A 20,753-nucleotide genomic window follows, 5' to 3' on the forward strand; every position below is an offset into this window, starting at 1 on the left:
CCCTAGTCGTCGACGACGACTTCGACGGGGTCGTCGGCCGCCTCGTCCGTCTCGGTGCTCTCGCCGCCGCGCTCCTGCCAGAGCAGGACGCCCGCGACGAGGACGACGAGCCAGGAGCGCCAGTTCGCCAGATTCAGCGTGTAGCCGATGCCGAACGGTTTCTCGACGACCATCCCCTCGCCGGGTTTCCAGTGGGCGGAGAGCAGTCGGCCGAGGCTGGGGCGTTCGAAGTTGTAGGGAACACCCAGAATCGTTCCGGATTGCGGTTTGTCGACCATGTCCGATCGTACGGCGCCCCGGGATAAATCGTTTCTCCTCGGGAGCGCCGGCGGTGCCGTGCGACGACCGAGGCCGGCCGAGCGGCCTCCGTCCGTGCTTCGCTCGAAAGCGAATCGTTCATTATCGACCGTTTTGTGGCCTCTGGCGCCAGAATTATCCGTCTCGGACCCCAACCATGCGTAATGAGTTCCGCCACCCCTGCCCCGTCGGACCCCGCCCCCGACGACACGCACCGCAAGTCGGCGCTGTTCTGCCCGGCGTGTGGCCACACCAGCCCCGTCGACGGCGACTGGCACGTCAAAACGGTCGCCGATCACCGCCAGCTCCGCTGTCCGGACTGCCACCGCGTCGTCGACGACCGCGACGACGCCGAGGCGCTCCTCTGTGCGGATTGACCTACTGATACCGTCCCCGCCGCTCTATCTTCCGAAGCCGTGAGATGACCGCCTCGTCGCCGACGGCGGCGTAGCCCGCCTCGAACGCCGACAGCACGTCCGCGGCCGCCGTTTCCGTGGCTGTGCCCCGGACGCTCCCGCCGAAGACGTGGAGGTCCATCGCGTGGTCCTCGACGTGACCGCTGTGGTAGCCGAGGCCGAAATCGATGAGAAACAGGCGGCCGTCCTCGATGCGGACGTTCCGCACCGTGGGATCGCCGTGGACGATGCCGGCCTCGTGGAGCGTCGCGAGGTGTTCGCCGACGGTGCGAGCGCGGGCGGGCGTGAGTGCGGCCGCCAGGTCCCGGTCGCCGACGTGTTCGAACGTGAGCGTCGCCTCGGCCACGTCCACGTCGAACACGACGGGCGTGGGGACGCCGTGCCGCCGCGCCTCGCTGGTGAGACGGGCCTCGGCGACCGTCCGCTCGCGACGGAGGCGGGCGTCGAGTTCGGGATGGCGGTACGCCTTCGGCACGCGCCGCTTGACGACGCTGGCGGCGCCGTCGACGGCGGGCGCATCCCCCTCGCCGGCCTGCTCGACCGTCACGACGGCTTCGGCGCCGCGGCGTTCATCTCCCGCCGTGGGCGTGAGCGTGACTGACTCGTCGTCGCGCCACGTGACCGCCACCTCGTCGGGCCGACAGTTGGGGTCGACGGCGGAGTCGTCGACATCGAGACGCTCCCCCGCGAGAAACATCTTCGCGCCGAGGACCGCGATCATCCCCGCGTTGTCGCGGAGATACCGCGGCTCTGGCGCGTAAAACTCCGCGCCGCGCGCCTCGCACATGCTCGCGAGCATCTCCCGGAGGCGGGCGTTCTGCCCGACGCCGCCGCCGAGGACGAGTTCGTCCGCGCCGGTGAGCGAGAGCGCGCGCTCCGCGACTTCGGTGAGCATGGCGAAGATGGTCTCCTGCAGCGAGAAACAGACGTCCTCGACGGGGACGCCGTCGTCGTACGCGGCCTTGGCGGCGCTCATCAGGCCGGAAAAGGAGAAGTCCATCCCCTTGACGACGTAGGGCAGGTCGATATACTCGCCGTCTTTGGCCGCCTCTTCGACTTTGGGGCCGCCGGGGTGTGACCAGCCGACGTGTCGGGTGAACTTATCGAGTGCGTTGCCGACGCCGGTGTCCATCGTCTCGCCGAGGACGCGATACCGGCCGTCGTGGTAGCCGAGCAGGTGGGCGTTGGCGCCGCTGGCGTTCAGACAGACCGGCGAGTCGAAGTCGGCGCCGTGACGACCGATCTCCAGGTGGGCGACCATATGGTTGACGCCGATCAGGGGAACGTCGAGCGTACCGGCGAGGGCGCGCGCGGCGGTACCGACGATGCGCAGACAGGGACCGAGACCGGGTCCCTGTGAGAAAGCGACGGCGTCGATAGGGCCGTCAGCGGCGTCGAGAACCGTCTCGATCACCGCAGGGATGGCCTCGCCCATGTGTTCGGCGGCCTCGCGCGGGTGAAGGCCGCCGCTCTCCGGCTGGTAGGCGTCAGTTTCGATGACTGGGGGATCGGCGTCCGCGACGGCGTCGGGGTCGAACTCGAACACAGCGGCGCTGGCCGCCCACGCCGTCCCCTCGACGCCGAGCACGCGCATCGCGTGAGTCGTCAGGCCTCTTCGGCTTCCACGTCGGCCTCGTCGGCCTCCTCACCGTCGGGGCTGATCTTGTTTCGGACGAGCATGAAGTCCTGCTCCACGTCACGGGCGTGGTCCGCGCTCTCGTACACCTTCGCGTAGCCGACGGTCTTGCGCATCCCGAACTTCGTGTCGAGTTCGTGGACGACGACTTCCGAAGAGTCTTTGTTGAGCTTGGCCGCGAGACTGTCACGAACCGAGAGACGCGACGGGGTCGCGTCCTCGTGGGTGACCTGGAATCTGACGTCCGTCCGGTGCAACATGGGGTTCTCGTCTTCCTCGATGATATCGATGTCCATCGTTCAGTTACACGTACGTCGTCCCGAACTGGACAAAAGGATTACGAAGCGGCAGGCGACCGTCTCCGCCGGCCCTACGCGACGCCGAGGAGTGCGAGCGCGGCGTCGATGTCGCCGTCGAGTCGCGAAAACAGGGTGCGGGCGTGGGCCTGCGTCTCGTCGGTCACGGGTACGAGCACCATCCCCTCGCCCGGTTGGCCGTAGACGACACAGCCACCGCGGGGCGTCGCGAGGATGGCCGGCAGCGCCGCCAGGTCCTCCTCGCCGTCGACGCGGATGACGGTTGGCTCTGCGGCGTCGAGAGCGGCCACGAGCGCCTGGAGCAGGTCTCGGGAGAGCGTCGCCGGCGGGTTCGTCACGGAGATGTCCCCGCCGGGGAGGTCGCGTTCGATGGCCGCGTCGACGCGTTCGCGTTCGGTGCGGCCGTCGATCACCGCGACATCCGGCGGCCGACCGGCGCGGATGAGGTGTGCGGTGACCACGTCGCCGACGGCGACGAGGGGAGTGCCGGCACCCGGCGCGTCGAGAAGGGTCTCGGGATCGGTGAACACGCGACCCAGTGGGTCTTTGAAGGCTCCCCGGAGGTCGTCGGGGAGTTCGAGCACGGTTAGCGGACCTTCAGCGCGTAGCCGCCGGGTTCGCTGACGTTCATCTCTTCGGCCACCTCGGACTGCTCCGGATGGGTGATGATGACGTAGCCCGCCCAGTCCTCCGTGAGACTCGACGCGCCGCAGTTGCCGCAGGTCTGCGTGTCCGGCTCGTTGATGTAGTGGCACTCACGGCAGGCGAGGCGGTCCTCGGCCATCAGTTACCCTCCATCTGGGCCTCGCGTTCCTGTCGCTCCTCCTCGAGCCAGCCGTGTTTGCCGAGACCGGGCTGTTTCGCCGTCAGTCCGATCTTGCTGTCCCGGGGGTTGCGTTCGTCGATGCTCTTGGTGACGATGCGCACCCGGACCTCGTCGTCGACGCCGAGGGTGCGATTCGTCTCCGTCGAGGCGAGCTGCTGGTTCTCGCCGTCGTAGGCGAGATATTCGTCGGAGATCTGCGAGACGTGGAGCAGGCCGTCGACGGGACCGATCCCGACGAACGCCCCGAACTCCACGACTTCGACGACCGTACCGTCGACGACCTCCTGCATCTGTGGGTCGAAGGTGATGGCGTCGAACTCGGCCTCGTAGTAGACGCCGGGGCGGTTGGGCAGCACGGCGCCGTCGCCGATGTCGTGGACTTCGACCACGCTCACGACGCTCCCCACCTCCTCGTCCATCCGGCCTTCGAGTTTGTCTTGGAGCAGGCGCTTTACCCGCTCGGGCGTCACGTCGGCGAGGTGCCGTGGGGGCACCTCGACTGTGTCCTTGAGTCGTACCCGTTTGTACATGCTAAGGTTGTGTTATGTTCAGTGTGTTCCGACCCCTTAAACCGATTACCCGAACGCCGCGTTCGAGCAGGCGGTCACGAAGGGGACCGTCATTCGTCACGACGTACTCGCAGTCGCCCCGTTCGGCGAGTTCGACGAGCGCGTCGTCGGCGTACGATTCGTCAGTCTCCACCACACGGCACCGTTCGGCGAGGTCGCGACCCACGCTCGCCGCGGTGGCCTCCTCACCGGCACCCGTCGCCAGCGACTCCAGTTCCTCGATGACTGCGGTCGGGGCGACGAACGCCACGTCGTCGAGCAGGCGTTCGAGCTCGTCGAACACCCGCACGTCGCATTCGACCGGCATCATGAGGGCACTGGTGTCCATGGCAACGAGTGTCTCCGTCACGTCAGGGTGCCGATACCGATGAGCCGCCAGCGCGCGCCGACGCGGCGGTTGATGGCGATCTGTGTCCCCGGCTCCGCGCAGACGGGGCGTTTCAGCGATACCTCGCACTCGCCCGATCGGGCACTGGTGACCGCGCCGACGGTCGTCGCGGTGCCGACGGTGAGCATCAGCGGTTCGCCGGTCGAGATCTCCTCGATCTCCTCTTCCTCTTCGCCGACGACGCGGTCCAGCAGTTCGACCTCCATCTCGAAGGCCTCGTGGGTTGGCGGGAGCGTCCCCGGTTCACCCGCGACCTGCCCCGCGAGCGCGTCGCCTTTCGTGAGCGACGGATCGAGACCGGTACCGACGCCGAGAAGGCCACCGGGGCGGGCCGCGTCGACCGACTGGTTGCCCGCCTGCAGCGAGCGCACGTCGGTCGTGATGGGTCGCCATTCGGTCTGGCCCTCTTCCTCGACTTCGCGGCCGGGCCGGAGTTCGAGTTCGTCGTCGACCTCGAGCGTCCCCTCGACGAGACTGCCGCCGACGACGCCGCCTTTCAGGTCCTCCCAGGTCGTCCCCGGGCGGTTGATGTCGAAACTCCGCGCGACGAACATCCGGGCCGCGTCGGCCTCGTCGCGGTCCGGCGTCGGGATTTCCTCTTCGATCGCGTTGATGAGGAGGTCCATGTTGACCTCCTGCTGAGCGCTGATCGGGACGATCGGCGCCCCCTCGGCGACCGTGCCCTCGACGAAGGATTCGATCTGCTCGCGGTTCCGGATCGCCTGCTCGCGGTCCACGAGGTCGATCTTGTTCTGGGCGATGACGATGTTCTCGACGCCGATGATGTCGAGCGCCATCAGGTGTTCCTCGGTCTGGGCCTGCGGAACGGGATCCGCCGCGCTGATCACGAGGACGGCGCCGTCCATGAGCGCGGCGCCCGAGAGCATCGTCGCCATCAGCGTCTCGTGGCCCGGCGCGTCGACGAAGGAGACCGTGCGGATCGGTTCGCTCTCCGACCCGTCGGGACACGTTTCGTCGACGGTGAAACACTCGGGCGCGTCGAGGTCGGGACACCGACGGAACGTCGCGTCGGCATACCCCAACCGAATCGAGATCCCGCGTTTCATCTCCTCGGAGTGCTGGTCCGTCCACGACCCGCTGAGGGCCTGGACCAGCGTCGTCTTTCCGTGATCGACGTGGCCGACGAGACCGATGTTCACCTCCGGTTGCTGGGGTGTTTCCTTCGCCATTGAGAGTAATCTTGGAGGAAATTCGCTTCCTGCCGGTGATAAAGTTGCTGTTCTCCGACGCAGAGCGGTGCCGGCACAACCGACGCCTCTTTGCACCGACCGACCGGACGGCCGGTATGCTCCGGTACGTCACGACCAACGCGGGGAAGGTCCGCGAGGCCCGCGACTATCTCGACGACGGCGTCGCCCAACTCGATTTCGACTACCCCGAGATACAGGCGCCGGACCTGAAACCGATCGCCGCCCGCGGCGCCCGAGCGGCGTATCGGCACGCCGGCGAACCGGTCCTCGTCGACGACGCCGGCCTGTTCGTCGACGGCCTCGACGGCTTCCCCGGTCCCTACTCCTCGTACGTCGAGGAGACGCTCGGCATCCGCCGCGTCAGCGAACTCGCCCGCGACGACGCTGCGCCGGACCCGGCACGCGCCGCGTTCCGCTGCGTGCTCGCCTACTGCGATGGCGAGTCGTTCGACGCGAGTCCGGACCCGATCGACCGGGCCGACCGCGCGGCCGCCGCCGCGGCGGACCAGAACGACGAGACGGCCGACCTACCCGTCAAACTCTTCGAGGGCGTCGTTCGCGGGCGGATGGTCGAAGCGCGTGGCGAGGGCGGGTTCGGCTACGATCCCGTGTTCGAACACGACGGAACGACGTTCGCGGAGATGACGGCCGCCGAGAAAAACGCCATCTCACACCGCGGGCGGGCGCTAGAGAAGTTCGCCGAGTGGTACGCGGGCCGGTGACCGGCAGTCACGCCCGCGGATCCTGATCCGGCCCCGGATACGCGTCGCCGACCACCTGCCGGTAGAGGCCCTCGGCGTCGAACACCGTCGCGAACGCGCGCGGGTGGCGAACGCTGGTCTCGACGCGGCCACGGATGGCCGTCCCCGCCGACGCCGACAGCAGCGACTCGTCGAGGGTCAGCAGGTGCATCGCCCCGCCGCGGTAGGCCGAAGCGAGGGCGGGGTGGTCGTCGGGCGGATGATCGACGCGTTCGCAGGCCGGTTCGACGCGATCGCGCCAGTCGGCCGCCAGCGAGTCGTCGGCGAGGTCGGCGATGACGGCCGCCGCGTCGTCGAGCAACGGGTCGCTGGCCACGAGGGTCATCCACGAATGCCGGCGCACGCAGTCGAGCGCCCGGCGGGCGTCGCCGCCGACGAGCAGGTCGGCAGCCAGCACGTCGGCGTCGGCGGTCACCCGCGCCGGCGACGGGTCAGCGTCAGTCATCCTCGCGCTCGCGACGCTGGCGGAGCGCCGTAACGACGTCCGCCTCGGTCAGGTCGTAGTCGTCAGCACGGGCAAAGAGGTCGACCCAGGTCACGGCTCGTCGTGTGTTCCGGAGGGTGAAAGAGTTGCTGCCAACGTTCCTGACGGCGGGATGGCCGAGTATAGGGATATCGGAAGTCCGCGGAGATTCTCGACGGGAGAGGCCGCCGAGAATCCCTGTACAGTGACGATACCCCCTATGAATGTCTGACGCATATTTAAGTCAGGGGATGGTAACTGTACGGCCGGGCGCGCACTACCGGCTTCAGTTCCCATCCTCCCCACCCGCGCGCCCGGCACACCCCACTGGCACCTCGGTGCTCGGCGCCGTTTTCCCCCCACGGCGCCGCCTTCGGTGACGAACGACTCCGGAGCGGAAGTCCACACGCTCACGGGGCCGGGCACCGAGCCAGGGTGACCGGTTCACCGGCCGATCGGTCAGAGCGACGACTCAAAAACGGAGCCAACACGCGTTAGTGTTCGATCTCGATCGTGGTTCCCTGCGTCGCGTCCTCGAGGACGGGCAGTCGAACCTCGAGGATTCCGTTGTGATAGGTCGCCGAGATGTCCTCGACGTCGACCGACTTGGGGAACCGGAACCGGCGGTGGTAGGTCCGCCGGTGCGACCGCGATTCGTCCGTGTGTTCGGCGGCGATGTTGAGGACGCCGTCGTCCCACGTCACGTCGATTTCGGCGGGGTCGAACCCCGGCATCTCGACGCTCAGGACGAACTCGTCGTCCGCCTCGTACAGTTCGCAGTCGTTGCTGCCGGTTTCGAACAACTGACTCGGGAAGCCGAGACCACCCATCCAGGAACTCGCGGGACTCGGCTGCAGAGCTATGGCTGTTCACCTCGATTGCAACGGGATGTTGCTTGCGGTTCTATATAAATCTTACTCCGAAAAGGCCGGGAGATCCAGCTCCGCAATCGACGGCGAGACGTCGTATTTCGCCTCCATCTCGGCCATATACGCGGGGAGTTGGGACAGATCCACGTCGTCGGGGTTCGGTTGGTCTGCGCCGACGTGAATCTCGCCGGCGGCGTCCTCGACGTACACGTCGTCGGCGTAGCCAGCGGTCGCGTTGGGGAACGTGGGGTCGCTCCGTCGCTCCGGCGTCGCCGGGGCGTCCGGCAGGTCGTCCGGGCGGAACGCGCCGAGCGGATCCTCGCGAGTGACGCCGTGGCGCTCGAAAAAGGCCCGGTGGCGCTCGAGATGGGGGTCGAGTCCCGCGGCGGGGAACTCCATCAACTCCGTCCAGCCGTGGATCCAGAAATCGAGGTTGGCCATGACGTGGACGCATTCGCGGGCGCCCGCCTCGGGGTTTCCCTCGTCCAAGGCGACCCGGTAGCCGTCGATGAGGCCGTCGAACAGGGACGCGAAATACGCGCGCCGCTCGTCGGCGTGGCCAGGGGCGCTCCGGTCGGTGAAAACGTCGACGTGAACGCTGACGAGTCGGCGCTGGGCGATGGCCGCGAAGCGCTCGGACGTGAGCGCGCGTTTGGCCAGCCAGTGGTGACGGTCCTGATCGAGTAACACGGGCGGTGGTGAACCGTCGAGCGGAATAAGTGCCGAACCGAACCGGTTAGGGTCGGGCGGGGGAGTCCCGTTCGACAGCCGGGCTCTCGACGCGCTGGCAGTTACCGGCGGCTCCGTAGCAGCCCGGACCGAGTGAGACGACAGCCGCCGCCGTCGTTTCCGTAACCGATCGCGGATATGTTGGAAGAAACGCCATCCTCAGCCCGAAGCAGTGCTGATCGAACCCGGGACCATCTATATTTTCGACGACGCGGCCTGACAACACGTCCAGCCGCTGGGGCCGCGCGAATAGCCGGGGAGAGCTGGCGTCGCCAATCGTCGGAAGGAACGCAGCTGGTCGAGACGAAGAGTGGAAAGAGCCTAGGCCGGAATTTGAATCCGGGGTCTCGTCCTTACCAAGGACTTTTTCGAGATCGCCCCAAATCGGCCGCTTCACGGCCAATATTGCTGGTTCTCGGCTGAGGTCGAACCTTCTCATCCCGAAATAACTGACCGATCCTATAAATAAACAATGGTACACTCTCGGGAGTCACAGGAGCACGTTCCAGATAACAACCCACCGAACCAGCAATCACCCACCACTAAAGACCCAAAATCGATTCACTATCCGGCATCGGATTCAGCGAGGAAATCGGCACCAGATAGTTATAGTGGCCAAACTGTGACTGCCTTCGCTTTCCATTGAGAACCATCTCCTTCGTAGCTGTCCCCAAGAACGTCACAGTCCGGCCCTCCAGATGCCCAAGAACATAGTAATCAGCATTAACACGATACTCCTTCACCGGTAACGCGTGAGGCTCCTTCTGGCTGGTCTTCACATCAATCGTCCGCTCAACACCCTCGATGGAGGCCTCAAAATCAATACCTCCATCTGACCACGCTACGACTTCAGTATCGACCTGTAGATCAGCATAGATAGCGAACGCAATCTCACCCATAGCCCCAACCGTATGGCGGTCATCTGGCTCTACTCCCCAGGTATCCGAATCATTATCCCAGCCATTGTTCTCTTCGAACGACTGGTTCCGTTCCTTTGCTATCTTAGAGGCAAGCCGGGCGTATCGGGGCGGTACTTCGACAGAAACGGTCATTCGTGTACCTCACCTCCAGTTTGGAAACTGGTGAGTTCGTCGAGAAGTCCGTGCCACGAGACACTGGACGGCATATCTGGTCTGTCACCGGAAACAGCCAAAATCCTGTGGGTTCAATCCAGATCGGCGTATGCTGTCAGAACCGTAGGCAAAGAAACACCAGACAGCGGCCACCTCGCAGATCGCGCTATTGTGTTCTATAAATAACGACATCTGCGAGGTAGGTTGCCTGTTAGTTGAGCCGACCCCTGGGTTAAAATTCGGAGCACGGTCCAACGAGGCTGTCAGCACCCCGGCGCAGTCCAGACCTTATCCAGAAGCCTTTGCGCACGTAGCCGATTATTCGAACTACACTGATCCAAGTCCCTGATCGATCAAAACGATGTTCTTTACTCGGTTTCGGTCGCACTGGATGTTGATGCCAACTTGGCAAAGACGGACACTCCAGATTCTCCCTCTATTCGGCCTCGTCTTTGTCATCGGTGTTCACTGGTTATATTCGCCAGCGGCCTTATTCGAGAATCTCGACGAACGTGGATGGATGCTCGTAGCCGTTGGCGTGACTATCTTCTATCTGATTCGTCCCTTCGTACTCTGGCCGCTGAGCCTCGCCTCTGTGTTCCTCGGGTATCTCGTCGGATTTCCGAGTGGCGTGCCGCTCGTCTTGACTGGAACCTTGGTCACGTGTTTCCCGCCGTTCCTTCTCGCAGACTACTTTCAGGATGTGAATGGCTACGTCTCACAGATCTCGGCAACTGGTGAGTCTATTGTGACGACGACAGGCGAACTTCGGGGGATGGTCGCCGCTCGACTATCACCCGCGCCCGCAGATAGTGTCTCCATTGGCGCTGGCTTGGCCGGTATCTCCAGTTGGTACTTTGCGCTCGGGACTCTCATCGGTGAACTACCCTGGGCTATCTTCTACGTCACTATCGGACAATCACTCCAAAGCTTCTCTTCGGGTACAGTTCAGACGGTCAATATCGAGTTCCTGCTGATCGTCAGTTGCATTGCAGTGCTTCTGTTAGCACGACCGATCTACCAATTTATATTCCAAACCCAGTAGCGAACCAGCTTAAATCAGTTGCTCGGGCTTGTGACTTGACCCTGATTTCTCACAAACCGGTAGACGACAAAGACACACGTTCCTAGGATTGCTCCGTACCAGAGCGTGCCAACCCGGATAATTACCGTCGCACTCACCGCAATAGTCTGGGTGTATCCTAAGATGACGAGCATCCCGACCATACTGGCTTCTGCGGCCGCTAATCCCCCGGGGAGGAGGCTGGCCGCACCCACGACCGATCCCAACCCGAACACGAACAACGCGGCGAGGAGGGTCGCTTCTGAACTGAACCCACTTAGTACCGACCACAGCGCAACTCCCTCTAAGCCCCACGCAACGAGGCTAATGAGAAACGCGATACTGAGCGGTCGCACCTGGAACAGCGTGTACGTATTCTCATAGAACTCCTCTAACTCAGTTGCATACGACCCGACAACCGGAAGCGTCTCCAACCATCTCAAAACACGCAGACAAAACGTTCGCCACTGAAGCAGGCTGATGCCGAGAAGGAACAGGAGGATCACGCCGATCAATACGGCGGACGATCGCTGATAGATGAGTAGGCCGAGAAACGCGAACGCCGATAGCGCGATCAGATCAGTCACTCTCTCAGCACCGACCACGGACGCTGTCTGACTGACTGGTACATCGCGGAGGTCGCGGAGGAACCATGCCTTCCAGACTTCACCTGCTTTTCCAGGTGTCACGACCATCATCAGGCCGCTAAAAAACACGATCAGACTCGTCTTGAGTGGGATGTCAATGTCTAAGTGGCGGAGATAGTATTCCCACTTGAGAAACCGTACACCGTAGCTAATCGTAGCGAGGAGGAACACAACACCAACCCGCCAGAGATCAACCGCAAGGAGTGCCGAAACAACTTGCGAGGCATCACCGACGACGAACAGCCCAAAGAACACGGCAACCGTCAGGAGTGCTGTGACCCAGAGCCCGTGTTGGCGGATCGATCGTTGGACTGTCGAAAGGACACGCATCAGAGATTCACCATTCTGAGTGCGTCATTCAGTTTTGTCGCAGTATGACCTGAGAGGTACCCCCCTCGTCCTGCTGTCTGGGTCGTTGTAGATTCGATAGCCGCACGGAGTGACTGATCACACAGTGTTGTAGACCGTCCCACCTCCATCGGAAAGTGGGCATCACTTCCGCCCGTGATCGCTAAGTCGTGCTGTGTAGCGAACTCCCGGGCACGACGGTTGAATCGGGGGAGCAGACAACGTGAATTTTGAGCCTCAACAGCATCAACGCGTGAGGCAACTGCGTCGAGGTCTGTGTCGTAATACTCTCGAAATCGGTCAAACGGATGTGAGAGGATCGCAATCCCATCTTGCTCGTGGACGTGTTCAATTACGGTTACTGGGTCCGCTTGCGGTGGTTCATCGTTGACGTACAACGCGAGAAGGTGGCCCTGTGTCGTCGTTACTTCCACACCAGGAATCACAGTTAGGCCAGCAGGCGCGAGATCGGCGACCTCATCGTATCCCGCCAACGTATCGTGATTTGTGATAGCAATTCCATCTAATCCGGCATCAACAGCCGCATTAACAACGTCAGCGGGAGATGCTCGTGAGCACGGTGAGGCGTCGGTATGGACTTGGAGGTCGTATCGATTCACTGTATCACCTCAACAGCTATCTCTGGCACGTTGTAGAGGACAGCAATAGCGACGACACTCCAGAGGATAAGATTCACGACGGAGGGGCGATCCGTGAGGAGATATTCGGGCTGACCAGCAATATTCGTTGTGTGGACAAGATGGTGATAGCGAAACACGCCAAAAAATGCGAACGGGAGCGTTGCCATCATCGTCGGGTCCGTCCGTGAGAACGTGTAGAGCGAGTACGACATCAGCAGAGTTGCCATCACCATCACAAGGAGTTGATCAATATTGTTCTCCGAATACTCGCCCAAGACATCACGTGTTTCCTCTGGGTTGGTCGCCACCTCCAGTTCATTCCGACGCTTTCCAAACGCGAGTACCAACGCAAGGAGGAACGTACTCACTATTAACCACGGACTCAAGAATACCTCGATAGCGATGACTCCCGCGATAGCGCGGAGCACGAACCCGATAGCGACGATCAGTACATCAACGAAGACGAACTGCTTCAGAACGAGCGAATACAGGGCGTTCTGTGCGAGGTAGGCAAGTAAAACTGCGAGAAAGAGGGGGCCGAGACTGTAGGCGGCTCCGAGCCCGATACCAGCTAAGATGAGACCGAAGATTACGGCAACCGGGACTGACACCTGTCCGCTTGCAATTGGACGGTGCTGTTTTTCCGGATGATTGCGGTCTTCTTCAACGTCGCTAATGTCGTTGAAAATGTATGTTGCGCTGGCGACAGTTGTGAACGCCACAATGCCGACCATGAGGCTAAGCCAGGCATCCCAATTAAGAATATTCTGCGAAAAGACGATCCCGAGAAGCATTACGCCCTGTTTGTACCATTGCCACGGGCGAATCTCTCGAACCAGTCCAGTGACTGTGGTTACTGGATTAATCGTCTGCGATGAGCTGGCCATTCAGTGTCTAATCCAGAGACCAACAGGACAATAAAGATACTGTTAACTTGTGTGATTGAGGAATAGGAACCTACTCACTTTGGCTGAGATAGGCGTCTCTGGTTTGTATATCTGAGTAGAGATCCGCAAGGACGTGCGTATAGATGGTAACGGTCGTGACGAAGGCTAAATACTCGCTAATAAACCATACTAATCCGATGAGAACGCCGCCGATAAGAAGATGACTAAACAACCGTTGATCCCGCCATATATCACCTCGCTCGAATATCGATGCTTGGTCTACGAATACCTGCGACGGGCTCCGAATACAACGAGTGAGGTTAGACCAATCACCGCGATTAATCCGTCCAATTACGAAGTGATCCAAGTCAATTCCGACTCCCAGAACGACCACATATATCAGTATGTATAATTGTTGGTGAAATTCTGGCGCAGTAACTGCCAGTGGGACGCCTATTATACCAGAAATAATCGCGTGGCTCCGCGAGTACATCGTACAGTCGTAGTGTTCATAGGAGATTCGTAGTTTTACCGTTCTACTGGTCGACACCGGATTGAAGCAGATCCGCTTGATCAGTAGGTTCGAAAACAGGTGTCAGGGCTCATCGGTATGCGGCAATAGGAAGTATAAAGACATTACGCTAACTTCCCCGACATAATGAGTACGACTGAGCAGATGGACTCCACGGATAGCCAGTATGATTCTGTCGTGGTCACTGGTGGAACTGGCTTTCTGGGACTTCACACGTGCCAGTACTTTGCTGAGCAGGGCTGGGACGTAACCGCACTCGATCTCAAACCGTTCAACGAGGAAGACGATACGGAAGACATCGACTACATAGAGGGGGATGTGCGTGACGAGGAGAAAGTATCCGAGGCAATCGAGGAAGCTGACGCGGATGTCATCGTCCACAGTGCGGCGGCGCTCCCGCTGTGGGACGACGACGAAATCTGGGAGGTGACAGTCGAGGGTACTCGCTCGGTATTGTGGGCCGCAAAAGAACACGATGTCGAGCGGGTGGTCTATATTTCGTCCACAGCTGTCTACGGTACCCACGATACCCATCCAATTACCGAGGAATCGCCGTTAGACGGTGTCGGACCCTACGGAGACGCGAAGATCGAAGCAGAGAACGTCTGTCGAGACTTCCGTCGAATGGGGATGTGCGTTCCGATTATTCGCCCGAAGACGTTCATCGGGCCACAGCGACTTGGCGTGTTCCAGGTCTTGTTCGACTGGATCGAGGATGGTGCAAACATCCCGATGGTCGGGTGGGGAAACAACAAGTATCAGTTACTCCACGTTCACGATCTCGTTCGAGCAATCGAGATGATGTTCACCTTGGATGAAAGCGAGGTGAATGACGAGTTCAACGTGGGTGCGACGGAATACGGGGCGATGAAAGAAGACTTCCAAGCCCCGATTGACGAAGCGGGGACAAGGAAGCGAGTTGTCGGAACGCCAGCGACACTGACCCGCTTTGCTCTCCGAGTGTTGAACAAACTCAATTTGTCACCACTCTACCCGTGGGTATATGAAACGGCTCACGAGGACTCGTACGTCTCCGTCGAGAAGCTTTGTAACCTCGGCTGGGAACCAGAGTACTCGAACCAAGAGGCGCTGGTTGACACGTATCAGTGGTACTTAGAAAACTATGAAGAAAGTGAAGATGAAACGGGGAAAGATCATCGTGTTGCGTGGGATCAAGGAGCTTTAGAGATAGTTAAGAAGGTTTTCAAGCAATTTTAGATAGTGGTGTTTGATACTCTTGGAAGCAAAAGTAAGCTATAACGAGTTCGTGTATACCAAAGATCGTACCTACCCAAGGTACCAATCCACCTACTCCTAATATAAACGATACTCCTCCCCCGACGATCCCCAATATTCCACTACCTACAGCAACCAGCGCAATCATCGTTGTGAGGGTTGATTCTTCTGAGAAGGCTACAAGAGATATTGGAATGAGAATCGGGAACCCCAGAAAAAGTAATCGTGTAGTTGAAACACCAAGGAAAATCTGAAGAGATACGGGAATTATGGCTACTAAGGATGCCGTCAAGATCGGCTTCCGAAGATCCACAGATCCAAATGGGAATAATATCCAGAGAGATCCAAATATAATGTAAATATTCCCGAGGAACATTATCGGGCTTGTTAGAATACTTGATTGCAAGTGTTCAAGAACCCGAATAACCTCTGATATGGTATAATACGATTCAAAACCGAAAATCAACCTGATACCCAGATAAGGAATAATCCCTGCTATCCCTATTGGGATTCCTTGCCTAATTCCAGCCCAAATACCATTTTCGAACCATATCTTCAGACCATAGATTCCCACCAATAGAAGTGTTGTTTCTTTTGCCAACATACCAATAAATATCGAAGAAGAAAGAAGAAGAATATTATCGTCTCTAATAGCTATTAACCCAACCATCAGGAAAACATATGAGAGTGGATCGACAGTCGAAGTTATTTCCCATAAATATATTAAAACCATAGGAGATAATAAGAATGAAAGCATCCCGAGTTGGCTCAATTTCTCATTAAAATTTAGCTTCTCTAAGTAAATATACAGAAGTGAAGAGACAGTTGCTAATGATAATATGTTCACTACAACAAAGCCGGTCGTGGCTTCAACCGGTAACAACCATACGATGACTGGGGTGAGGATTCGGTATCCGAAAGGAGCACCAGCAAATTGAGTCGGATTACTTGCCATTGAAAAGTATGCTTGATCACCCGCGGTAGTGGCTGTGGACATTGAGAATGTAGAGAAATTATAAAATATAAAGAATAATGCTGTTATATATGCTAAACTCCCTATAAAGTATTTTATTTCTGTTTTGTATCGATTCCCGAAGCGTTGAAGAGTGAATCTCATCTACGGAAGTGACGTATTGCTCATCGGTTTATTGTTTCGATTTGTCGCTTAAGAGTCCATATTGATTCGCCCAGACAGATTGAAGTGGACTTCCACGAGGTCGGTAGTCTAATCTGACCTATGAGTGACTGATCAATTTCTATCTCTCACAGTCACCGACACCAACCTATGCGCGAAGAACACCCCAAGTAGTATCGCTTCGTCGGCGTCGTCAGTGGTAGGATCGACCCCCTCCGGACAGCAGTCCAAACAGTAGGTTCTTCGTGGGGTCCATCCTCCTTCGTCGTACCACGTCACGTACATCCCAGCCTTCTCACCGTGGTCGATTCTCCGGTTGCACCGATCGCATATGTGCCCCGTACCGACCCCGTTCATCGCCGCCGCTGGATCTGGACGGCTCATTCTTCCTCCAGCGTGTCGAGGGTGTTCTGTAGGTTCTCCTCCGAGAGCGTGATCCACTGCTCGACACGATCTTCCTGACCAGTGAACCGACCCAGTATCCGTAGCACCGGATACCACACCCGCATCACCCACCAGAGGAACCGAACGAGTCGTTCAAGCATCGGCGATCATCTCCCGACGCCACTCGTCGAGGTCGGTCTTCGTCAGTGTCCATCCTTCCTCGGGAAGGTTCGCTACAACCTCGTGCTTGAACCGCTGGTAGTACTCGCAGGCGAACTCATCATCGAACGCGTGAGCCAGCATCGCCACCGCCAACTGGGCGGGGCCCGAGCCACCGTAACCAAACTCCAGTCCGGAGGGACTGGCGCTGAGCAGATCGTACCGACAGTCCAGCGGCTCACCATCAGCCGTTACCTCAACCTCTTCACCGACCGGTGCGGCCGGATCACGATGACCCCTGTAGACTGTGTTCTTCGCCGTTGGTGACCTACCGCGATCACCCGTAATTGGGGGGCGTTCATCGAGGGTTTCTCCGCTCAACCCCCTGGTTTCGGTTGGAACATCACGGCTCATCGAGCCACCTCTTGAAGCCGATCAATCGCGGCCTCCAGCGTCGAGGCCTCCTCGCTGAGATCCTGTGCCTGCTGTTCGAGTTGCTCGGCACTCATCTCCAACTCGCTGGCGGTCCGTTCGAGTTCGCTGGCCAGCGTCTCGACATCGACTTGTCCGACTTCCATCCGGGTCCTGCGCAGATGCTTACAGCCACCCTCTGGCTCGCGATTGCGGTAGTCGGGACAGGAGCAGACACCCTCGCGCAGATCCACTATGTACTCGGAGCCGGATTGTGTCGTCACCGAGAATAACGCAGGAGCCTCCTCGATGACGGTCATGTGCTCCGTGGCCGCCCGAACCGTCCGCGGTTCCACGTCGGGCTGGATCGATTCGGAGCTCATGCCTCGTCACCTCGGGTGGCCAGTACCTCGCTGACGTAGACCCGGTCGCGAGCCTTCTCGGCGTGTTCTGTACAAGCAGGGTCTTCTGCGTAGCCGCGCGTCGGTGCGTTGACGATGACGGTGTGCGTGGCCTCGCGATGGCACCCGAGTTCTCGACACGTCGTCATCAGATCTCACCCCTATCGTCCCGGACAGGAACCCAGTAGAGCTCGTCCGAATCGAACTTGGTAACGCGTTCCAAGTGGGCGTCCTCCTCCGCGAGGTCGATGGCTTGCTTCGCCGCCGAGAGGGTGAGCGTTCCACTCCGGAACGTGTAGCCGCGTTCGAGGACTGCCGGATCTGTGGCGAGTCGCACGTCCACGACCGGGCCGAACCTTCGCTGGTTGACGCACCCGGCCCGCGAACTCCACGGTCCCCTGAGCGTCACCTGTTCGCCGTCGGTCGTCGTGATCTCGAAGCACCGCCCCGAGAAGCCGCCGTCGTTACCGTCACCGGACCACGAAAAATATTCGACATATCCGTTGTCGATAGCGACCCAGAGACCGTCGTCGTGCTGGAACCGCAGTTCCGAACGGTCGGGGGTCTCGTCTACGAGCACCTCTAACCGCGGGTCGTTGCCGACATCCTCGCGCCAGTCTACCTGCGCGTCAAGGATCTTCATCGGCAACCGACCTCCGTAGTGAGCGAGCGATTCGACAGCGATTCCTCTATCGAGTTCGTTGGTTCCATTGGCTTCTTGCCTCCATTGGGAAGCCACAGCCCGGCGGTCCAGCGCCGGGTTTTCAGCTCCGAACGAGAGCCCGAAGCTTTCGCTGGTGGCCTGTTTCCCCACTTAAAGGGTGGGGTGGTAAGAGGTTAGTAGTATCTGAAACGGTGGTTTTCGCGGTTTCCAAACGCTCTACCGATTGTTTCTCTCATCGAAGATCGCCCTGCTGTCAGCACCGGCGGCCAGGCACACGCAGGGCGCGGAAGCCGCTACCCAGGCAGAAGAGGCTGACAGCAGGGTTCGAGGATCAGCTTAATCTTACGTCTGAATCGCCCTATCTATTTAATTCGAGACTTTCGTGGTGGCTGTTTGTATCCTATAATAGCAGTTTTCTAATTCTACCGAATTAAATCAGTAGGGGCACTATGAGCGGTATTTCTTGGTTGGGCGGCCGCGGCCTTCCGACTCTGTTGTATGTTCAATACGGCCCTGTTCGACAAGACGGTCACGGGCGGCAAGATACTGTTCGCCGATCTCAGTTTTAAATTCGGTCCCGGTCATCCAGCCATCCCACTGATCCAACTTCTCAACTACGTGGTCTTCTCGCTCGATTCGTTCTCCGTGTGCCTCTATCTCGCTGGTTAACTTGTCTCTCAACCGTGGCACCGACATCGTCACATGGGACTCATCAAAGTCCGTTCTGAAGTCGGGTGTATTTGACCAAATGTACGCCCGCACTCCGTCTTTCTGAGCGGGACGGATCCGGTGTAGTGCATCCCGCATCTCGCCCTGGCATTTCTCGAAGCTGAGTTCTTCGTCAGAAATGCCCGTCATCAGTTGATTGAGTTTTAACACCTCGTCGGGGTAGCCTGGCTTCCCGTGGAGAACTACAGCCTCGCAATCTTCGTATTTATTGCTCCCACTCAGACCGTAGTAATGGGCGATCTCGTAATCGTCCCCTTCGACGAACCCTTCGTTATCGAGGGCATCCCGGATGCTCTCTTTCAAGGCCTTCTTCGAGACGATGAGCGTCTTGCGGTCTCGAAGTGCCTCTCGTCGCACAGCCAACGTAGTTAACTCACGCAGGTTACGGGCCAACCTTTTGTCTTCTCCCAACGCCCAGATCCCTGCGCCATGCTTGCCAAGCTGAAGTACATCGACTGGCGGTTTCAGGTCGTCTGAAACCTCGACAACGGGAAGTTTGAATACCGCCTCAGAGATCTCCTTGGGCCACTCTGTGGCGAGAACAAAGACAGGCTTCTCGCGGGCAACACTCCGCAATGGGGAGAGGTCAGCATAAGCAATCTCAAGTTTTGGTTGATCTCCGCCCGTGACGCTCCAGAGGTGCTCAATCACGTATTCCTGAGTTAGGCTTCGGTCGCTCTCCATCGCGTCAGCAATCACAGCCCGTAGGTCAGGGATTGCATCCAGGATGGGCAACACGATTGGACTACCAGTTCGGTCCGATTGCTCGCCCCATTGCTGGCCGACCACTCTGTCGAACGCTTCGTTCTCGTCGTATTCCTCGTAGAACGCAGTCCATTCTTCGAACAGCGAAACCGTATCGCCGTCGTCTTCGATCACCGCCTTGGTAGTGTCGAGGAGATCTGCAGTCTTTGAGATCAGATCCGCCACCTCCTGATCGCCAGGATCGCTCTGGTCGAGGACATCCAACTCCGCCCGGATGTCGCTGAGTTCTACTGTGATCTGGTCCGTTACGAGGGAACCATACGGGGACTCGTCGATAATGACTGCGTCAATAAGCTCCCACGTGGAGGGTTGATCCGAGTCGTCGGAATCGAACACGTCTGGAAGAACCGAAAGGTGCTGATGGACTGCCATGAAGCTCGGGGCTGAAGCCTTTACAGAATCCGTCGGTGGTACTTTCTCCGGATCCCAACTCCCTACCGACCTGTACGCAGTGAAGTACTCACAACTGTCCCGAAGATGGCATCCACGGCACCATTCCTGACTAACGGTGTTCGGGACTTGGTGATGTTTACCAGCGTAGTCGTCGTTCTCGCAGACGCGATCTTTCCCTCTAAAGTGATAGTCGAACCGATTACCTAAGGCTGTTCCGTCCAAGTCCTCATCTATATCCTGGTGTCGAGGAGCGAATACTGCGGTGAATCCGAGGTCGTACGCCACAGTTTCGATCAACCCAGTGCTCTTTCCCGTCCCTTGTGTCGTTTTAACGTGGACGACGAACGGCTTGTCTGGCGACCACTGCTCTACCAGTTTGACAGTCGCTAATGCGATTTTACGCGATCGCTCCTCGATGGTGCCGTATGCACTGAGTTTGAGTACCAGATCCTCAGGTGTCTGATATTCCGTCGAGTCGTCGCCTGTTCGCTGAGATCCTGTCATTATGTAGATGGGCGACAGCGGGGCTGAAAGTCACGGAAGCCGACGTACGAGGCGAAACCTCCAAGATCGCACGTACCATAAATACGTACGGAGAGCCCGCGCCTGTCGGCCTCCGAAAGCCGAGCATCCTCCCTTATGCTCGGCGCTTCCAGCTACCGATCAGTCTTTACTGTTCACCTCCTCGATGAGCCATGAGACTGTGGCGTCGTAGTGCGGGAATGACTGTTCCTCCTTGACCGCTTGGAGGGCATCCCGAGTGGACTTGTCGAGGCTGACGGTCGTGATCTCCATGTGTGATA

General features: G+C 59.3%; 28 protein-coding genes. 4 read left to right on the top strand and 24 right to left on the bottom strand.

Annotated elements, in window-relative coordinates; genetic code table 11:
• Positions 1–2 precede the first annotated feature (2 nt).
• Entirely contained in the window at positions 3–278 is a 276-nt protein-coding gene (locus MXB53_RS00770) for a DUF5808 domain-containing protein (protein WP_248895309.1), read from the bottom strand.
• A 183-nt stretch (positions 279–461) separates the two neighbouring features.
• Between MXB53_RS00770 and MXB53_RS00775 the strand changes: the two genes are divergently transcribed.
• Entirely contained in the window at positions 462–674 is a 213-nt protein-coding gene (locus MXB53_RS00775; protein ID WP_248895310.1) for a DUF8106 domain-containing protein, read from the top strand.
• 1 nt (position 675) lies between these two features.
• On the opposite strand, the gene MXB53_RS00780 is transcribed toward MXB53_RS00775, so the two are convergent.
• The 7 genes from MXB53_RS00780 to MXB53_RS00810 all read right to left on the bottom strand — a co-directional run bounded on the left by MXB53_RS00780 (position 676) and on the right by MXB53_RS00810 (position 5,639).
• Complete coding sequence (locus tag MXB53_RS00780; protein ID WP_248895311.1) at positions 676–2,307, bottom strand: bifunctional N(6)-L-threonylcarbamoyladenine synthase/serine/threonine protein kinase; 1,632 nt, start codon at positions 2,305–2,307, stop codon at positions 676–678.
• A gap of 11 nt (positions 2,308–2,318) precedes the next feature.
• Positions 2,319–2,645, bottom strand: a complete 327-nt coding sequence (locus MXB53_RS00785) for a 30S ribosomal protein S24e (protein ID WP_248895312.1) — start codon at positions 2,643–2,645, stop codon at positions 2,319–2,321.
• Positions 2,646–2,719: 74 nt separating this feature from the next.
• The gene (locus MXB53_RS00790) at positions 2,720–3,250 is read right to left on the bottom strand and encodes a GTP-dependent dephospho-CoA kinase family protein (protein ID WP_248895313.1); all 531 of its coding nucleotides are present in this window, start codon (positions 3,248–3,250) and stop codon (positions 2,720–2,722) included.
• 2 nt (positions 3,251–3,252) lie between these two features.
• Positions 3,253–3,450 (bottom strand): transcription elongation factor subunit Spt4, encoded by a 198-nt coding sequence (gene spt4, locus MXB53_RS00795; protein ID WP_248895314.1) that lies wholly within the window; start codon positions 3,448–3,450, stop codon positions 3,253–3,255.
• A complete protein-coding gene (locus MXB53_RS00800) occupies positions 3,450–4,022 on the bottom strand; it encodes a DNA-directed RNA polymerase (RefSeq protein ID WP_248895315.1) in 573 nt (190 codons plus the stop codon). The genes spt4 and MXB53_RS00800 overlap by 1 nt, the downstream gene beginning before the upstream one ends.
• A 1-nt stretch (position 4,023) precedes the next feature.
• On the bottom strand, positions 4,024–4,389 hold the full coding sequence (locus MXB53_RS00805; protein WP_248895316.1) for a PIN domain-containing protein: 366 nt from the start codon (positions 4,387–4,389) through the stop codon (positions 4,024–4,026).
• Between the two features lie 17 nt (positions 4,390–4,406).
• Complete coding sequence (locus MXB53_RS00810; protein ID WP_248895317.1) at positions 4,407–5,639, bottom strand: translation initiation factor IF-2 subunit gamma; 1,233 nt, start codon at positions 5,637–5,639, stop codon at positions 4,407–4,409.
• 116 nt (positions 5,640–5,755) lie between these two features.
• Between MXB53_RS00810 and MXB53_RS00815 the strand changes: the two genes are divergently transcribed.
• Positions 5,756–6,382 carry a non-canonical purine NTP pyrophosphatase gene (locus MXB53_RS00815; RefSeq protein ID WP_248895318.1) on the top strand — a complete coding sequence of 209 codons (627 nt, stop codon included), beginning with the start codon at positions 5,756–5,758 and terminating at the stop codon, positions 6,380–6,382.
• 7 nt (positions 6,383–6,389) lie between these two features.
• On the opposite strand, the gene MXB53_RS00820 is transcribed toward MXB53_RS00815, so the two are convergent.
• The 4 genes from MXB53_RS00820 to MXB53_RS00835 all read right to left on the bottom strand — a co-directional run bounded on the left by MXB53_RS00820 (position 6,390) and on the right by MXB53_RS00835 (position 9,534).
• Entirely contained in the window at positions 6,390–6,866 is a 477-nt protein-coding gene (locus MXB53_RS00820) for a DUF7384 family protein (RefSeq protein WP_248895319.1), read from the bottom strand.
• Between the two features lie 512 nt (positions 6,867–7,378).
• Positions 7,379–7,714 (bottom strand): Hsp20/alpha crystallin family protein, encoded by a 336-nt coding sequence (locus tag MXB53_RS00825; protein ID WP_248895320.1) that lies wholly within the window; start codon positions 7,712–7,714, stop codon positions 7,379–7,381.
• Between the two features lie 84 nt (positions 7,715–7,798).
• A complete protein-coding gene (locus MXB53_RS00830) occupies positions 7,799–8,443 on the bottom strand; it encodes a DUF6149 family protein (protein ID WP_248895321.1) in 645 nt (214 codons plus the stop codon).
• A 581-nt stretch (positions 8,444–9,024) separates the two neighbouring features.
• A complete protein-coding gene (locus MXB53_RS00835) occupies positions 9,025–9,534 on the bottom strand; it encodes a hypothetical protein (RefSeq protein ID WP_248895322.1) in 510 nt (169 codons plus the stop codon).
• Between the two features lie 412 nt (positions 9,535–9,946).
• Here MXB53_RS00835 and MXB53_RS00840 point away from each other — a divergent pair, with 412 nt between their 5' ends.
• The gene (locus tag MXB53_RS00840; protein ID WP_248895323.1) at positions 9,947–10,600 is read left to right on the top strand and encodes a TVP38/TMEM64 family protein; all 654 of its coding nucleotides are present in this window, start codon (positions 9,947–9,949) and stop codon (positions 10,598–10,600) included.
• 14 nt (positions 10,601–10,614) lie between these two features.
• On the opposite strand, the gene MXB53_RS00845 is transcribed toward MXB53_RS00840, so the two are convergent.
• The 3 genes from MXB53_RS00845 to MXB53_RS00850 are packed head-to-tail and all read right to left on the bottom strand — an operon-like array spanning position 10,615 to position 13,048.
• Positions 10,615–11,595 (bottom strand): lysylphosphatidylglycerol synthase transmembrane domain-containing protein, encoded by a 981-nt coding sequence (locus tag MXB53_RS00845; RefSeq protein WP_248895324.1) that lies wholly within the window; start codon positions 11,593–11,595, stop codon positions 10,615–10,617.
• Complete coding sequence (locus tag MXB53_RS15730; protein WP_345779685.1) at positions 11,595–12,233, bottom strand: PHP domain-containing protein; 639 nt, start codon at positions 12,231–12,233, stop codon at positions 11,595–11,597. Before MXB53_RS15730 ends, MXB53_RS00845 begins: the two co-directional genes overlap by 1 nt.
• The gene (locus MXB53_RS00850; RefSeq protein ID WP_283102215.1) at positions 12,230–13,048 is read right to left on the bottom strand and encodes a UbiA prenyltransferase family protein; all 819 of its coding nucleotides are present in this window, start codon (positions 13,046–13,048) and stop codon (positions 12,230–12,232) included. The genes MXB53_RS15730 and MXB53_RS00850 overlap by 4 nt, the downstream gene beginning before the upstream one ends.
• 751 nt (positions 13,049–13,799) lie before the next feature.
• Between MXB53_RS00850 and MXB53_RS00855 the strand changes: the two genes are divergently transcribed.
• On the top strand, positions 13,800–14,891 hold the full coding sequence (locus MXB53_RS00855; protein ID WP_248895326.1) for an NAD-dependent epimerase/dehydratase family protein: 1,092 nt from the start codon (positions 13,800–13,802) through the stop codon (positions 14,889–14,891).
• Here MXB53_RS00855 and MXB53_RS00860 read toward each other — a convergent pair.
• The 9 genes from MXB53_RS00860 to MXB53_RS15570 all read right to left on the bottom strand — a co-directional run bounded on the left by MXB53_RS00860 (position 14,878) and on the right by MXB53_RS15570 (position 20,745).
• A complete protein-coding gene (locus tag MXB53_RS00860; protein ID WP_248895327.1) occupies positions 14,878–15,906 on the bottom strand; it encodes a hypothetical protein in 1,029 nt (342 codons plus the stop codon). The genes MXB53_RS00855 and MXB53_RS00860 overlap by 14 nt on opposite strands.
• 252 nt (positions 15,907–16,158) lie before the next feature.
• Positions 16,159–16,428: a hypothetical protein gene (locus MXB53_RS00865; protein WP_248895328.1), complete on the bottom strand. Its 270-nt coding sequence runs from the start codon at positions 16,426–16,428 to the stop codon at positions 16,159–16,161.
• Positions 16,425–16,589: a hypothetical protein gene (locus tag MXB53_RS00870; protein WP_248895329.1), complete on the bottom strand. Its 165-nt coding sequence runs from the start codon at positions 16,587–16,589 to the stop codon at positions 16,425–16,427. Before MXB53_RS00870 ends, MXB53_RS00865 begins: the two co-directional genes overlap by 4 nt.
• The gene (locus tag MXB53_RS00875) at positions 16,582–17,001 is read right to left on the bottom strand and encodes a DUF6166 domain-containing protein (protein WP_248895330.1); all 420 of its coding nucleotides are present in this window, start codon (positions 16,999–17,001) and stop codon (positions 16,582–16,584) included. The genes MXB53_RS00870 and MXB53_RS00875 overlap by 8 nt, the downstream gene beginning before the upstream one ends.
• Complete coding sequence (locus MXB53_RS00880; RefSeq protein WP_248895331.1) at positions 16,998–17,381, bottom strand: hypothetical protein; 384 nt, start codon at positions 17,379–17,381, stop codon at positions 16,998–17,000. The genes MXB53_RS00875 and MXB53_RS00880 overlap by 4 nt, the downstream gene beginning before the upstream one ends.
• Positions 17,378–17,548, bottom strand: a complete 171-nt coding sequence (locus tag MXB53_RS00885; RefSeq protein ID WP_248895332.1) for a hypothetical protein — start codon at positions 17,546–17,548, stop codon at positions 17,378–17,380. The genes MXB53_RS00880 and MXB53_RS00885 overlap by 4 nt, the downstream gene beginning before the upstream one ends.
• A complete protein-coding gene (locus MXB53_RS00890; protein WP_248895333.1) occupies positions 17,548–18,213 on the bottom strand; it encodes a C-type lectin-like domain-containing protein in 666 nt (221 codons plus the stop codon). Before MXB53_RS00890 ends, MXB53_RS00885 begins: the two co-directional genes overlap by 1 nt.
• A gap of 297 nt (positions 18,214–18,510) precedes the next feature.
• Entirely contained in the window at positions 18,511–20,454 is a 1,944-nt protein-coding gene (locus MXB53_RS00895; RefSeq protein ID WP_248895334.1) for a hypothetical protein, read from the bottom strand.
• A gap of 159 nt (positions 20,455–20,613) precedes the next feature.
• Positions 20,614–20,745 carry a hypothetical protein gene (locus MXB53_RS15570; protein WP_283102216.1) on the bottom strand — a complete coding sequence of 44 codons (132 nt, stop codon included), beginning with the start codon at positions 20,743–20,745 and terminating at the stop codon, positions 20,614–20,616.
• Positions 20,746–20,753 lie beyond the last annotated feature (8 nt).

It is taken from the genome of Haloplanus sp. XH21 (assembly GCF_023276355.1).
Taxonomy (GTDB): Archaea; Halobacteriota; Halobacteria; order Halobacteriales; family Haloferacaceae; genus Haloplanus; species Haloplanus halobius.